Below are 14,809 nucleotides of genomic sequence, written 5' to 3' on the forward strand. Positions count from 1 at the left end.
GGCAATGAGACGAAGGTTGTAGTTGAGGCGCCCCGACATGGTCACCGGTGTTGGACCTTCGCCTCGCAGCATTGCAAGCCGGCCAAAGGGACCGGCAGAGTCTCGATCGAGGCCCCGGTCCAACGATCATCAGGTGGAGGGATTCACTCGTGTTGCGATTCCAGGTACTCGGCTGTCTCAGCGTCACCAACGATCTCGGTGACTGCACGCCGACCGCGCCGATGGTGCGGCGGGTGCTGGGACAGCTGCTCCTGTGCACGAACAGCATCGTGACGCTCGACGCGATCATCGACGAACTGTGGGGTGACAAGCCGCCGAAGAGCGCCGTCCCCACCGCGCAGACCTACATCTACCAGCTGCGGCGTCAGTTCGAACCGTGGGTGCCCGCCGACACCATCGAACGGATGCTCGCCACCTGCGGCACCGGCTACATACTCCGGATGAACCCGGGCCAGCTCGACCTGGAAGCGTTTCATCAGTTGGCCAGACAGGGGCGCACCGCGCTCGCCGCCGGTGATCCGGCTGCGGCGGCGCGACTGCTTCGGCAGGCACTCGACCTCTGGTCGGGACCGGCACTCGCCGATGTGACGGCCGGCCCGGCCATCGAAGCACACGTCGTCCATCTCCAGGAGCAGCGCGCACATACCTTGGAACTGCGGATACAAGCCGACGCGATGCTTGGCAGACACCGGGAGCTCGTCGGAGAGCTGAAGGCCATGCTGCTGACCAACCCGCTCAACGAGTGGTACCACGCGCAACTCATCAAGGCGCTGGCCAGCATCGGCCGACGGCACGAATCGCTGCAGGCATATCAGAACCTGCGCAAGACGCTGTCGACCGAACTCGGGCTCGAACCGACCGAAGTGCTGAAGGAGTTGCACCAGGAGGTCCTTGCCGGGCGCGATTGCTGGTCGGAGTGGCTCGCTCCGGGTGTAGGGAGCTGAAGCAGTTCCGTAGCCGACAGTTGGGGCGAGGCGGCCGAATCCGTAGATGGGGTCCGGCCGCCCGGAACCTATCGGTTGTTGAGTAGCCGGCCGCCGTCGACGACGAGGGTGTGCCCGGTGATCCAGGACGCTTCATCCGAGAGCAGGAACGCGACGGCGGCACCGACATCAGCGGGTTCGCCGAGCCGCTTCAGCGGAATGGAGCCGACTACCTTGTCTTCTCTGCCCTCGATGTTCACCTTGGTGAATTCGGTGAGCACGGTACCGGACGCAACACCGTTCACCCGTACCGCGGGCGCGAGCTCCATGGCCATTTGCTGGGTGAAGTGGTTGAGCGCAGCCTTGGCTGTCCCATAAGCGCTGCCGTCGGGAACAGCGAGCTTGCTGCCGATCGAGGAGATGTTGACGATGGCGCCGCCATGCTCGCCGAGCCAGCCGCGCCAGGCCGCCTGGGCCCAGGTCAACGCGGTCATCAGGTTGAGCTCGATGGTGCGCCGGTACGCCGCCAAGTCGGTCTCGACCAAACGGCCCCTTGCCCCCGCCCTCACCGCACCGCCGACGTTGTTCACCAGCAGATCGAGCGACCCGAACCGGTCTACCGCGGCCGCCACCGCGGTCTGCTGATGCTCGGGATCAGTGGCGTCACCGGCAACGGCGAGGACCTGATCTTCGCCGAGTTCGGCGGCGGCCTCGCGCAGCTTGTCCTCGCTGCGCGCGGTGATCACCACCTTCGCGCCCCGCTCGACCAGCACAGCGGCGATGCCGAAGCCGATGCCGGTCCGGCCGCCGGTCACGAGCGCGGTCTTACCTACTAAGCTTGCCATGGTTTATGGGCCCCTTTGCGGTTTCGTCATGTGTCGGTGTCTGCGGGCAGAATGGTCTGGCCGACGTGGCCGAAAGCTCGTTGGCCGGCGAGGACCCACTGGAGGTCTCACCCGGCGGGGCGAATGATGCCGCTGGCGATGGCCTTGCTCACCGCGTCCAGCCTCGTGCGGGCGCCCAGCTTGCTGAAGATGGTCCCCAGATGGCGTTTCACGGTGCCCTCGGCGATAGCCAGCCGTCGGGAGATCTGCCGATTGCTCATCGCCATGCTCACCAAGGTCAGAATTTCCAGCTCGCGTTTGGTGAGCGTCTCCGGGTAGTCCGCCGCCGCGGCGATATGTGTCAACGCCTCGGCGGACACGTGCAGCACGATGCGGCTGTCGTCGGCGCATACTGCGCGGATGCTGGACACCACGTCGGTCCGGCTCACCGACTTGATCAGGTAGCCGCGGACGCCGCAGTCGAGTAACTGGCGCAACAGCACCGGATCGTCGACCATGCTGACGATCAGGATTCTGGCCCTCGGCGATACGGCGCGGATGGCTTGCACTGTCGCGGTGACCGACTCGCCGCGAATATCCGAGTCGAGCAGCACGACATCGGGTTGTTCGTGCTGGCAAGGATCAATGCCGGATGCGCCGCTGGCGGCGTCGCCGACCACGGTCATGTCCGGTTCCAGCTCAAGCGACTCGCGCATCACCTCGCGCAGCAACGCGTGGTCGTCGATCAGCACTATGCGCAACTGACCGTTGCAGCCCTTTGAAATCATCCGTTCCCCCGTGGACGACGATTCCTACAGCGGTGCAATCCTCGCAGAACCGTCCACGGGTAACTCTCTGTAGAGCAGCCGGATTTGCGCCGGGCCGGATGATAATTCGTTGCGATTCGTCATCGCAGAGGCTGGGCAACCTCTCGCAATACCGCCGGTTACCACGAAATTGGTGGTCGGCCTGGGACTCTCCTGATTGAAGTAGGTCCGCCGGGGTTTTTGGGCAGGGTCGTGCCGGAAGTCGCGCACGCTCCGGTGACGTTTACCTAACCCGTCCTTGCGGACGGTATCCGCCGGCCGAAGCCTTTCTGCTAATTCTCGAGCCGCAGAACCTTCCACTTTGCCCCCAAGAAACCCCGCTGAACACTCGCCTACGGTATTGTCGCCAGGATTCTGCTGTACGCGATGTGGATCGCGCCACTCCTTTTCCGAGGCTACAGCACCCCAGAGGCGCGAGCAAATACGCAAATCACCCAAACCTCAGGTTTCCCAGGCGGCTCTATTCGGGTAATTCGGGCGATGCCGCGCCAATGTCAGGCCCTCACCAAAGGGAAGTAAAGTTCCGACCAAGAACACCGGTGTCGGCCTGATGCTGCACCACGGCATCCGCACCCCCGGTGAACACGGCCTGTCGCCTCGCAACCAGCGCGGCATGAGGTCCGCGTTGCGGTCAACTCACTTCGGTATCCGAACGACGGTCGTGTACAGGTGGTTGGTGTCCATCTCGAATTCCGGATCGAGAAGCGTCTCCCGGATGACAGCGAGGTCTGCCTCGGTCAGGTTGGTTTGACTCAGGAGGAAGGGCTCCAGCATGAAGGTGTGCAGCCGAGCGAGCGTCGCGGTCGGCGCTCCGCCCTGCCCCGGCGCCTGATAGTCCCGCGTTGTGATGTCCCGGTAGCCGGCGGCGGACAGCACATCCGGGGTGCGCGACGCCCAGGCCAGATCCATACCCGTCTGCTCGCCGAGTTTGTGTACGCCGCGATGGTATTCGGCGAAGATGCGCGCCGTGTACTCGTCCACCGGCGATTTGATCAGGCTCTCGGAGGTGCAGGGGCAGGACCAGTCCGCGATCACCAGCGCACCACCCGGACGCAGGTGTGCGGCCAGCTTCACCGCGATGGTGTCCCTGTCGCCCAGGTGCATCAACAACAGCCGGGCGTGAATCAGGTCGAACTTCGGCTCCGGCCAGGGGTCACTGGTGAGGTCATGGCGAATTGCCTCGATCCGTGGGTGGTCGGGCACGTGATGCGGCTTGAGGTCACTGGCCACCACGTGCCCGGTCACCCCTCCCCGGGCGGCCAGCCAGCGAGCGACCGAGCCGTCCCCGGTACCCACGTCCCAGCTGCGCCAGCCGTGACCGACACCCACCTCCTCGGCCAGGGTGCTGAAAGTCTCCCGGTTGAGGATCTGGGCGAGGAGGCTCAGTTGCTCGGTCGCCGCCGGCGCTTCGTTGTCGAAGCGTTGCTTGTGGGCTGTGTTGTACATGGGCGTCTCCTGTCGTTCGCGCGGGCCGAAATTCCCGCATTTCTCGACTGCCGAGCCTTCGGGCCGGACCTACGGTTGGATAGATGCGGGTAGCAACTCGTTGACCAATTCGACGAACTCCTTCGGTGTCGAGTCCTTGCCCGTTCCTTCCCCCGGCAGCTTGACCCCGAGCTCCCGCTCGACCAGGACCACTACCTCCACCATCGCGATCGAGTCGTAGCCGAGATTGACGAACGTGGTCTCGCCGATATCACCGTCCAGGTCGAACTCATCGTCCTCGCCCGCCGCCCGCCGGACATATTCCACCAGGTCCGCCAGAGTAAAAGTCGCCATTGATTGGTACGCCCTTTCCGCTCGTCCTGGAGCCCAACATCGCCGGGTCCTCTAAACATTCGTTCGAGTCCCAATCGACGACGACAATGCCTGGCCCAAGCCTCGAACGGTCCTCCATCAGACATGGCGACGCTGACCAGATGCGAGCCCCTGAGTCAACCTGTGGGAGACGCCGATGAACCGCGAACTCTACGTCGCCGGCGCGAGTTCATGGCTGCCCGAGCGCATGACACTCGACGAGGCGGAACGAGCTGGCCTCGCAGACCGAGCGCGAGTCTGGAACACCGGCATAGAGTCGGTCTGTGTCTCGGCGGAGAAGTCGGCGCCGGAAATGGCGGTGCTGGCCGCACGCTCCGCGCTCGAACGCTCCAAGACCAAACCGGAGGATCTCCACCTGCTGCTACATGCCTGCGCGTACCACCAAGGTCACGACATATGGCCGTCGGCGTCGTACATCCAACGGTTCTCCGGCGTGGGCGCGTGTCCAGCCATCGAGGTCCGCCAGATGTCCAACGGCGGCATGGTGGCCTTGGAGCTCGCGGCAGGCTACTTGATCGCACATGATCGGCCGACCGCGTTGGTCACCACGGCCGACAGATTCTGCCTACCCGGCTTCGATCGGTGGCGTAGCGACCCCAGTTCCCCCTTCGGCGACGGCGCCACCGCCGTGGTGTTGTCCACCCGCACCGGATTCGCCAGGATCCGCGGCCTTGCCACGGTGTCCGCTCCGGAATTGGAGCGAGGTAGCCGGGGTGACAGGTTCAGCGACGCACCGCTGGCCGAGGGATCGCCGATCGACTTGAACCTGAACGCCGACTTCCTGCGCGACCTGGGCCTGGAGACCTTGCTCCGCCGCATCGAAGCCGGGCAACGGGAGGCGTTCGACCGGGCCTGCGCCCAAGCGGACGTGAAACTCAGCGACGTCGACTGGTACGTGTTGCCGAACCTGGGCCGTACCCGGATGCGGGCACAGTTCTTCGACCCGTTCGGCATCGACCCGCAGCGCTCCACCTGGTCGTGGGGCAGGCAGGTCGGGCACCTTGGTGCAGGCGACCAGTTCGGCGGGCTGGCCCACCTCGTCTCCGAAGGCGCCCTGCAGCCCGGTCAGACGTGCGTACTGGCCGGCGTCGGCGCCGGATTCACCTGGACGGTCGGCATCTTGGAGATCATCGGCACGCCGTGAACGCACCTGCTGGTACCTGTACCGCCCGCGCGGTACAGGTACCAGGCTTTGTCTTCCTGAAGTGACCGCGGATGCGAGTTGTGACCGCACTTGCCGATCGAGTGCGTGATTACCACCTACCATCCGGCCGTGTACAACTCCGCAAGGAAGTAACGGAGTTGAGGCGGGCGAACGAGATCCTCGAAGCCGCCTCGGCGCTTTTGGCCCAGGAGATCGACCGTCCTCGGACGAGGCCGAGCAGGTGATCGACCACCTGCGAGAACGCGGTCTCGGGGTCGATCCCGCCTGCCGGATGCCGGATCTTGTCGCCGTCGACGTACTCCGCCCGTAGGAGGCGGCCGAGGTCCGCCCGCCGGCTGCGGGAGGGGGGCGGCACGTATGTCGCGGATGATCGTAGGCTGGCAGGTCGCGCATCACATGCGCACCGAACTCCGCTTGGACTCCATGGAGATGGCCCTGTGGAGACGAAGGACCAAGAAGGGCTCCGGACACGTGGTAGGGCGAGGATCGTCTCCACTCCGCGCTCGACGGTGAGCCGTAGATCCCGCCCGAGTCGGCGTGGATCTCGCCTCCCACCGCACCCAACCCCTGCGGTCACCGGCCACGCATACCAACACCCTGACCGCACCGGGTGCGGGCAGGGCCGACCGACATCCGCGGTCACTTCATGCAGACACGACCAGGTACCGACTACATCGCCGTCAGCACCATCGCGGAGTTGACGCCTTCGCCGCGAGACAGCATCAACGCGGTGGACACGGTTGTTTCCCTCGGCTGACCGCATACCAGGTCAAGCTGATCGGACCGGACCGGGTCGGTCACGTTGACAGTGGGTGGGATGACGCCGTGCCGCATGCTCAACGACACGGTGGCCACGTCGAGCGCCGGGCCACCGGCATAAAGCCGGCCGGTCATCGTTTTGGGTGCGGTCACCGGAACTGCCCGCGGACCGAACACGTGGGTGATGGCAGCGGCTTCGGCGCGGTCAAGCTCGGCGATGCCGGCCGCGTCCGCGAACACCACGTCCACTTCGCCCGGCGTCACGCCGGCATCCGAAAGTGCGGACTCGATCGCTCGGCGCAACCCGGGCTCCCGTTTCGAACCGGGCCGCGGGTCGAAGGTCGTGGCGTACCCGGCGACCTCGCCGTATGGCCGAACCCCTCGATCGCGTGCGTGTTCGGCGTCCTCGACAGTGAGCATCGCGCCGCCCTCACCGAGCAGGTAGCCGGACGCGGCGGTATCGAACGGCAGGTAAGCCCGCGTCGGGTCGGCCACGGTGCTCATCCGGCCGGCGGCCAACTCGATCACCCATCCGAGCGGGCACATCGCGCTGTCCACGGCACCGCACATCACCACCGGCAAACCCTCGGCCACGTACCTGCGGGCGTGCGCGATCGCATCCAGCCCGCTCGTCTGTCCGGTCAGGACCCCGCCGGGACCGTACACCCCGTGCCGGATCGAGATCTGCCCCGTGTTCACCGCGTAGAACCAGGAAAACGACAGGTATGCACTCACATGATCGCCGCCGAAGCGCCAGAGTTTCTCCAACTCGCGCTGGCTGTACTCGAGCCCGCCGACGGACATGCCGGTGACGACCCCGACCTGATCACCTGGTATGGCGGCCAGTTCGAGTTCGGAGTCGCTGACCGCGGCGTCCATCGCGATCAACGCCAACCGGGTGGCCTGATCGGTCTGCGGCACCAGCCGGCCGGGGATGCGCCGGCGGACGTCGTAGTCGGGCACCTCACCCGCCAGCTTGACCGGATACTGTGCCGGATCGAACCGGGTGATCCGGTCGATGCCACCTCGCCCGTGCAGGACGGCGTCCCAATACTCGTCGGTGTCCAACCCGTTCGGCGCGACTACGCCGATGCCGGTGATCACCGCGCGACGGAGCCTCGACGGCATACGGTGATCACGGCCTGCGACTGCAGTAGCCATCAGTGTTCCCCTTTGGTCAGCACCATGGCGCTCTGGAAACCGCCGAACCCGCTGCCGACTTTGAGTACCGTGCGCAGATTCGCGGGCCGCGCTGCCAGCGGCACGTAGTCGAGGTCCAGCTCGGGGTCGGGTTCATGCAGGTTGGCCGTCGGCGGAATCACCCCGGATTCGATGGCCAGCGCGCACGCCGCGATCTCGACCGAGCCGACCGAGCCCAGCGAGTGGCCGATCATGGACTTGATCGAACTCACCGGCGTCCGGTACGCGTGCTCGCCGAGACTCCGCTTGAACGCGTCGGTCTCGTGCCTGTCGTTCTGGTCGGTGCTGGAGCCATGCGCGTTCACGTAGTCCACCTGCTCGGGCGTGCGCTCGGCCATCCGCAACGCCACCTCGATGGCCTTCGCCAATTCGGGACCCTCGGCCCGGAGTCCTGTCATGTGGAACGCGTTCGCGCGCACGTCCCACCCGCCGATCTCCGCATAGACGTGCGCGCCACGCTTCCTGGCGTGGTTCAGCTCCTCCAGCACCAGCATCGCGCTGCCTTCGGCGAGCACGAACCCGTTCCGGGTGCGGTCGAACGGGCGGGACGCGCTGGCCGGCTGGTCGTTGCGAGGCGTCGTCGCCTTGACCGCGTCGAAGGAAGCGACGCAGATCGGCGAAATGGGCGCCTCCGAGGCGCCGGCCAGCATGACGTCGGCGGAGCCTTCGCGAATGAGCTGCGCCGCGTGGGAAACCGACTCGATGCCCGCGGTGCACCCCGTGGACACCAGCGCCACGGGCCCTTCCGCACCGACCTCCCAGGCCACCTCGGCAGCCAAGGACGTCGGGATGAGGTAGTTGTACATGTGTGGCACCGCGTACTCGTGGTCGAGGAGCCACTTGCGGCCGTTGTCGGAGAGAACCCCGTACTCCTGGGCCACGCTCATCGTGCCACCGATGGCGCTGCCGACGCTGGTCCCGGTGCGATGGGGGTCGATCTTGTCCACGTCGAGGTTGGCGTCCGTGACCGCTTCTCTGGCCGCCGCGACGGCGAGCTGCGCACCCCGGTCCAACCGCCGGATCTCCTGCGCGGAGAGGCCCTCGGCCACCGGATCGAAGTCGCACTCGCCCGCGATCCGGGAGCGGAACCCCGACGCGTCGAACAACGTGATGGTGCGGATGGCGGAGGTGCCGGACGAGATCAGCTCCCAGAACTCCTTGGCGTTTCTACCACCCGGGGCGCGCACGCCGATGCCGGTGATGACTACCCGGCGTTTCATCGTGACCTCACCGTTTGCTCCATGAACACAGCGTTTGGCATGTGATTCCCTTCACTGATGTCGAGGGCACGCATCGAACGTGACCGGCAGTGCTTCCAAGCCGCGGATCGTGAGGCTCCGCATCCATCGCAACTGCTCAATCGGTACGGCCAGGGTGAGACCGGGCAACCTGCGCAGCAGCGCTTCGAACGCGATCCGGGTCTCCAGCCTGGCCAGCGGAGCACCGAGGCAGAAGTGCGCACCACGTCCGAACCCCACGTGTCCGTTCTCGGCGCGGCCTACGTCGAATTGGTCCGGCGCCGTGAACCTCGCCGGATCCCTGTTGGCCGACGCCAGCGACAGGAGCACCGGATAACCCTTTTCGATGCGGGTTCCGGCGATCTCGATGGGTTCCAGCGGGAAGCGCCACGTCGCCGTCTCGAACGATCCGTCGTAGCGGATCATCTCCTCCAGAGCCGAGTCCAGCAGATCCGGTCGCTCCCGCAGCAGCGCGAGTTGGTCGGGGTGGCGCAGCAGGGTGAGGATGCCGTTCCCGATCAGATTGACTGTCGTCTCGAAGCCCCCGACCAACAGCAAGGACAGCATGGACAGCAGTTCTGTCTCATTCAGCCTGTCGTCGGCATCCCGGGCCGCGATCAGGGCGTCGACCAGACCGTCGGCCGGCTCGTGTCGGCGCTTCGCGACCAGCTCGGTCAGATATCCGAGGAGGTCGCGCAGTCCGACCGGCCGCGCGTCCTCTCCGCCGGTGGGGTCGGCAGCAGTCTTGTTCGTCCACCGACGGAAATCCTTTGTCCAGCGGAGGAACACCCCCTGGTCCGCCGTCGGCACTCCCAGCAGCTCACAGATCACCGTGATCGCCAGCGGGAACGCGAACTCCGTGACCAGGTCGACACGGCCCCTCGGCACGATCTCGTCCAGAAGTCCGTCCGTGATCTGTTGCACCTGGCCACGGAGGCCCTCGATCCGGCGGGCGGTGAAGGCGGTCGAGACCAGTCGGCGCAGCCGCGTGTGTTCGGGCCCGTCGGTGGTCAGCAGATGCGTCCCGAGCCCGGTCCGATCCTCCAGCGGCCGTCCCTTGCCCGCTTCCTGCCAGTCGGCCGGTGCGGTGCGTGGGTCCTTGCTCATCCTGGGATCGGACAGCAACATACGCACGTCCTCGTACCGGGTCACCAGCACTCCGTAAAGGCCTTCGCCCTCCAGGACGTGCCGGACCGGCTCCTGCTCACGCAGGCACGCGTACTCGGGATAGGGATCGTCGCCGAAGTCCACCATTCGCCTCCTCTGCTTTGGTAAGCATCTCGATACCCGCCGCTGCGGCGACGTTCGTTCTCTCCGCGACGTATCGGGCGAAGACGCTGCGCTGATCTTCGCGCCACCGGTTCGAGGCGAGTTCGTGTCCGGTTCGACCGAGGGGCTCGCGGCGACCGCTTTCGCTATCCGGCCACAGCCGTCGACTCTGCTACCGGCGGCACAGGATCCGGTCGAGAGCGTCCCGCAGCCGCTGTTCGCTGTTCGCCACGGCATCTTGCGTGGTGACCGCACGGAAGCCGACGAAGCCGTCGGGACGGACGAGCACAGCGCCGTCCTCCTTGATGTTGGCGGCCTCGGCCCACCCCTCGACTGCGTGGGCCGTGATCCCCAGCTCCCGCGCGGCATCCAGCCAGTGGCCGGCCGCGGTCCCGGTGATCAGCGTGAAGCCATCCACAAGGTCTACGGTGGACCGTCCATCCGGAAGCCACCGATGCGGCAGGCGGCTCCCCGGTGCGCCATCCAGCCTGAGATTTTCCATGTCCGACAACGGTTCCGGGTCGACCACCGCGCGCGATTCGTACCGGTACCCGATCACGGGGATCATGATGCCCGCCATGCCGACGGCCGCGCGGTCGGCGGCCCGGCTCGGATCGTGGTCCCAGTGCAGTTCACGGTTGTGGGTGCGGATCACGATCTGTTCCATGGTGAACAGCGCGACCGCCCGGCGCTCAACCTCGTAGGTGTCGAGCAGGGCGTCACCACCAGTGACCAGTTTCCACGCCAGGTTGTGGGCGTCAGCGATGCCCATGTTCAGTCCTTGACCGCCGACCGGCGGCACCACGTGTGCCGCGTCGCCGACGAGGAAGACGTTTCCCTGCCTGAACCTGTCGGCCACCAGTGCCCTCGGCGCCCAGGGCAACAGGCTGATGATCTCCGGCTCGATGTCGGTGACCCCGGTGGCGTCCCTGATCTTCTGCTGGATCTGCTCGGTGGGTGCGTCGGGATCGCCGTTCGGTATGTGGAAGACCCAGCGCTCCGCGTCGACCTTCAGCAGGGTCCCGGACACCCGGTCGTTGCGCAGGAACGTCATGGACAAGGGCGGGGTCGGCAGTTCGGCGCGGAACAACACGTTGAGCATGTGGTTGGTGCCAATTCGTCCCGGGCCGGTCACGCTGATGCCGAGGAGTTCCCGGGTCCTGCTGCGACCGCCGTCGGCGGCGATCACGTAATCCCCGGTAACGGTCCTGCCATCCGCTGTCGTGACGATGCCGTCAGCGACCGCGACCACCTCACTGTCGAAGTCCACCTTGCCGCCCAGCTCCCGCAGCCGTGCCAGCGCGGCCCGGTCGACCCGGTCCTGCGGGCAGCTGCCCAGCTTGGCCGGACCGATCTCCGGTGGTTCGAACCTGGAGGTGACGGTGCTCAGTTCGGCCAAGCTCGACCCCGTCATCAAGCCCCTGGCGCGGTCCTCCGTCTCGATCTCGATGCCGGCTTCGCGCAGGATCTCCGCCGACCTGTCGGTGATGCCGAACGCCCTCGGGTGGTCGTTGACCTGCTCCCTGCGTTCCAGCACCTGGACCGAAACCCCGTGGCGGGCAAGCAAGACGGCGGTGCACAGCCCGACGGTGCCGCCCCCGGTGATCACCACCCGCATGACTGTCCCTCCGAAACCGGGAACGGCAGTCCCGTCGCGCGTGCACCGTGGCCGTTCAGGTCCGTCACTTGTGCAAGTTCGTCCAGCATCGTTGGTCCGTCCATCGTCGTCCTCCCTTGTTCGATCCGATCTGCGGCAGGAAGACGTCATCGAGGCTCGGCCCGCGCATATCGATATCGCCGATCACGGCGCCGGACGCGTCGAGTTCGCCCACGGTCTGCATGACGGTCGGCACCACATCCCACTGCGGGCGGCGTACGCGACCGGAAGGTCTACGCGCGTACGATGGTTGTCGTGCCGAAACCGAAACCCATCATCTGGATGCGAGCGGAGAAATCCACGCGAGGTCCGGCTCCGCAGCACAGTCGCGAGGAGATTGCCGAGGTGGCGATCGAGATCGCGGACGCCGAAGGCATCGAAGCCGCGTCGGTGCGGAACATCGCCAAGAGACTGGGCACCGCCGCGATGACCCTGTACCGGTACCTGCCCACCAAGGAAGACCTGTACGCGGTGATGATCGACCAGGCGACCGGCTTCGAGCAGCAGGAGCCGACCGGCGATGTCCGCGCCGACCTGACGACCTTGGCACGCCGCCGCAGGCAGATCTTTCTGCGGCACCCCTGGCTCGCTCCGCTGCTCAGCACCCGCCCGGTCATGGGCCCCAACTTCCTGCGTGGCATGGAACGCGATCTCGCCCTGCTTGCCGGCTGCGATCTCGACATGGAGGAAACACTGGCCGTACTCGACCTGATTCACTCCTGGGTCAGCGGTATCGTGCAGGCCGAGCTGACCGAGCGGGCGGTGGCTCAGCGGTCCGGCGTCGATCGTGATACCTGGCGGCGGCACATGCAGCCGTATTTGATGTCCATGCTCGCGACCGGTGAGTTTCCGTATCTGAGCAGGATGATCCGGGCGTCCGAGATCGGCGACGGTGACGAACGGTTCCAGAACGGCCTGACGACCATCCTGGATGGAATCGAGGCCCGGTTCCTGGCGAACACCGAGAACGACGGGCCGCGCCCGGTCGAGTAGCCGCACCGACATCAGATCGCCTTCGACGTGAGTGCCCTTCCCTCAGTGGGACGCGCGCAGTTCGACGACGGACAGACGACCGGCCGGCATGATCGAGGTGACCTCGAAGCCGGTGGATCCGGCCAGTTCGCCGAGCTGCTCCAGGGTGTGCTGCCTGCCTCCGAAGTAACAGAGCATGCGGAGGTCACCTTCGGTCATGACGCTCTGGTCCGTGAAGTAGTCGACGACGAGCACACGTCCCGTCGTCGACGCCGCGTCAGCGCAGCGCCGCATGATGCGAGCGGCCGCCGCGTCGTCCCAGTTGTGCAGGATGCTCGACAGCAGATAGGCGTCCGCTCCGGCCGGGAGCTCGTCGAAGAAGCTGCCGACCACGGCGCCGGCCCGGTGGTCGAGACCGGCCGCGGCAATCGCCTTTCCGGCGCGACGCACAGGGCCGGACAGGTCGACGACCGTCCCCCGCAGATCGTCGTGGGTCTGGAGGATGGCGATCAGCATGCTGCCGTCGCCACCGCCGACATCGACGATGTGACGCAGTCTTCCCCAGGGATATGCCTCGGCCACGGCGGATGCGTGTGCCTTCAGCCGAGCGCCCATCAACGCGTCGAACGACTCGGCACGCTCGTCGTTGGCAGACAGGTCGTCCCAGAACGACAGGCCGTACTGCTGCGGGAACGCCGACTCGCCCGTGCGAACCGTGTGCAACAGATGGACGAGGCTCAGCTCGGCGTGCCCGATGGCACCCTCGATGTCGAGCACCGATCGCATTCCTTCGGGCTCCCCGTCACACAGGTAGCGCCCCATGGCCGTCAGGTCGTATTCGGCGGCCCCCGTGCTCGACAACACCCCGGCGATCACCAAATGGTCCATCAGCCGTCCCAGTACGTCCTGGTCGGCGTGCACAGCCTCGGCCAGCGCTTCGGTCGTCCGGGTGCCCGCGGCGATGTGGTCGGCCAACCGCAACGTCGCAGCCACTCGAATGGCCATCGGCGTCAGCAGATCGGCAGCTGCCCATATTCCCCCGCCCCTGGCGGTCTTCACCTCGGCCATAGCTCCTCCTGACTCGACGATTTCCTGTTCGCCCGACGATGCGTGCCCGGCTCAGAAGCCGGCGCGCTCCTCCGCGAATGTCTTGGCAAGGCGAAGGTTGATCATGCTGTGACCACTCAGCAAACGCCGCAGAAACCGGCGCGCCTCATCGATCGTTGACGCGCCGCCGAGCAGTGACAGCGCTGAGCGCTTGATCGTGCTGGTGTGCCGGGACTCGGCAATGACGCCTTCCCGCGTCTCGGTGAACCGCCAGTGGCCGGTGTGCGCGTCCAACATCGGGGGCAATGAGATCTGCTTGTAGACGATCAGGTTGGACGGCAGGCAGATCCGCACCGAACGGACGGAGTGCGTACTGCCGTCGGGGCCTTGGGTGTCCATGTCGAAGAACTGGATGTTCGACACGTCCTCGGTCAAGGCGAGTCCCACCACGTGCGGTATGCGCTCGGGCCACAGGTCCGCCCGGTAGAGATAGTCGTAGGCGTCCTCGATCGAACCCGCGACGAACAGCGAGTCGGTGAAGGACACGACGAGGTCGTCCAGTTCGGCACGTCGTTCCGCCGTGTCGCGCAGCGTGTCGAGCTGTTCCTTGCTTTCCAGGTCGATCCTGTCCAGTAGTGGGCCGAGGTCGGCGTCGGCGTCACTCGGCGCCTCGATGACGTGGCTCAACTCGATCCGGGTCCGGTGAGGTGCCAGTTCGGTGAACACCCATTCGGCGCGGATCTTGGTGGCCGGCGGATCGACGTCCAGGTCCGCGAAGGTGATGCGGTGTCCCGGTCGGTCGGTGCGGCGGACGGTTCGCCAAGTGCGGACGGCAGAGTCACCGACCAGCGACCAGTGCTGGACCAGGTCGCCTTTCTCGTTGCTGTGCAGAACTTCCGCGTGCACGGAGGACAAGCGGAACTGTGGCCAGCGCGCGACATCCGCAACCAGGTCGAACACCGTCTCGTAGTCGGCGTCGACGTCTACGCTGTGATCAACTTTCTGCTGCGTACTCGACACAACCAGACACCTCACAAGCGTCGTAGTGCTCCGAACCATCGAAGTCGACCATGTCCGTCCTCGTTCGACCTCGATTCGAGGACCCGTCGA

General features: G+C 66.1%; 14 protein-coding genes. 3 read left to right on the plus strand and 11 right to left on the minus strand.

Annotation, left to right across the window (positions count from 1 at the left end; all coding sequences use genetic code 11):
- Window positions 1-149: 149 nt before the first annotated feature.
- Window positions 150-944 (plus strand): AfsR/SARP family transcriptional regulator, encoded by a 795-nt coding sequence (locus tag OHU34_RS41210; protein WP_142268403.1) that lies wholly within the window; start codon window positions 150-152, stop codon window positions 942-944.
- A 68-nt stretch (window positions 945-1,012) separates the two neighbouring features.
- On the opposite strand, the gene OHU34_RS41215 is transcribed toward OHU34_RS41210, so the two are convergent.
- From OHU34_RS41215 to OHU34_RS41230, 4 genes are all read right to left on the minus strand, one after another.
- Entirely contained in the window at window positions 1,013-1,768 is a 756-nt protein-coding gene (locus OHU34_RS41215; protein WP_142268402.1) for an SDR family oxidoreductase, read from the minus strand.
- Between the two features lie 107 nt (window positions 1,769-1,875).
- Window positions 1,876-2,499, minus strand: a complete 624-nt coding sequence (locus OHU34_RS41220; protein ID WP_235034670.1) for a response regulator transcription factor — start codon at window positions 2,497-2,499, stop codon at window positions 1,876-1,878.
- Window positions 2,500-3,210: 711 nt separating this feature from the next.
- Window positions 3,211-4,020, minus strand: coding sequence for a class I SAM-dependent methyltransferase (locus OHU34_RS41225; RefSeq protein WP_142268401.1), 810 nt, complete (start codon window positions 4,018-4,020; stop codon window positions 3,211-3,213).
- Between the two features lie 69 nt (window positions 4,021-4,089).
- Window positions 4,090-4,353: a phosphopantetheine-binding protein gene (locus OHU34_RS41230; protein WP_142268400.1), complete on the minus strand. Its 264-nt coding sequence runs from the start codon at window positions 4,351-4,353 to the stop codon at window positions 4,090-4,092.
- Window positions 4,354-4,528: 175 nt separating this feature from the next.
- On the opposite strand from OHU34_RS41230, the gene OHU34_RS41235 reads away from it, so the two are divergent.
- A complete protein-coding gene (locus tag OHU34_RS41235; RefSeq protein ID WP_142268399.1) occupies window positions 4,529-5,536 on the plus strand; it encodes a ketoacyl-ACP synthase III family protein in 1,008 nt (335 codons plus the stop codon).
- A 690-nt stretch (window positions 5,537-6,226) separates the two neighbouring features.
- Here OHU34_RS41235 and OHU34_RS41240 read toward each other — a convergent pair.
- The 5 genes from OHU34_RS41240 to OHU34_RS41260 form a co-directional block, all read right to left on the minus strand.
- A complete protein-coding gene (locus OHU34_RS41240) occupies window positions 6,227-7,444 on the minus strand; it encodes a ketosynthase chain-length factor (protein WP_142269842.1) in 1,218 nt (405 codons plus the stop codon).
- A 32-nt stretch (window positions 7,445-7,476) separates the two neighbouring features.
- Window positions 7,477-8,736: a beta-ketoacyl synthase gene (locus OHU34_RS41245; RefSeq protein ID WP_142268398.1), complete on the minus strand. Its 1,260-nt coding sequence runs from the start codon at window positions 8,734-8,736 to the stop codon at window positions 7,477-7,479.
- Between the two features lie 51 nt (window positions 8,737-8,787).
- Complete coding sequence (locus OHU34_RS41250; RefSeq protein WP_200839994.1) at window positions 8,788-10,008, minus strand: cytochrome P450; 1,221 nt, start codon at window positions 10,006-10,008, stop codon at window positions 8,788-8,790.
- A gap of 187 nt (window positions 10,009-10,195) precedes the next feature.
- Window positions 10,196-11,641: an FAD-dependent monooxygenase gene (locus OHU34_RS41255; RefSeq protein WP_405771481.1), complete on the minus strand. Its 1,446-nt coding sequence runs from the start codon at window positions 11,639-11,641 to the stop codon at window positions 10,196-10,198.
- Window positions 11,642-11,705: 64 nt separating this feature from the next.
- A complete protein-coding gene (locus OHU34_RS41260) occupies window positions 11,706-11,864 on the minus strand; it encodes a hypothetical protein (protein WP_405771484.1) in 159 nt (52 codons plus the stop codon).
- 161 nt (window positions 11,865-12,025) lie between these two features.
- Between OHU34_RS41260 and OHU34_RS41265 the strand changes: the two genes are divergently transcribed.
- Complete coding sequence (locus tag OHU34_RS41265; RefSeq protein ID WP_142268396.1) at window positions 12,026-12,673, plus strand: TetR/AcrR family transcriptional regulator; 648 nt, start codon at window positions 12,026-12,028, stop codon at window positions 12,671-12,673.
- Window positions 12,674-12,715: 42 nt separating this feature from the next.
- Here OHU34_RS41265 and OHU34_RS41270 read toward each other — a convergent pair whose 3' ends face one another.
- Both OHU34_RS41270 and OHU34_RS41275 read right to left on the minus strand, forming a co-directional pair.
- Window positions 12,716-13,720: a methyltransferase gene (locus OHU34_RS41270; protein WP_142268395.1), complete on the minus strand. Its 1,005-nt coding sequence runs from the start codon at window positions 13,718-13,720 to the stop codon at window positions 12,716-12,718.
- A gap of 51 nt (window positions 13,721-13,771) precedes the next feature.
- Window positions 13,772-14,719, minus strand: coding sequence for an aromatase/cyclase (locus OHU34_RS41275; protein WP_142268394.1), 948 nt, complete (start codon window positions 14,717-14,719; stop codon window positions 13,772-13,774).
- Window positions 14,720-14,809 lie beyond the last annotated feature (90 nt).

It is taken from the genome of Streptomyces sp. NBC_00080, from assembly GCF_045041255.1.
Taxonomy (GTDB): domain Bacteria; phylum Actinomycetota; class Actinomycetes; order Streptomycetales; family Streptomycetaceae; genus Streptomyces; species Streptomyces coriariae.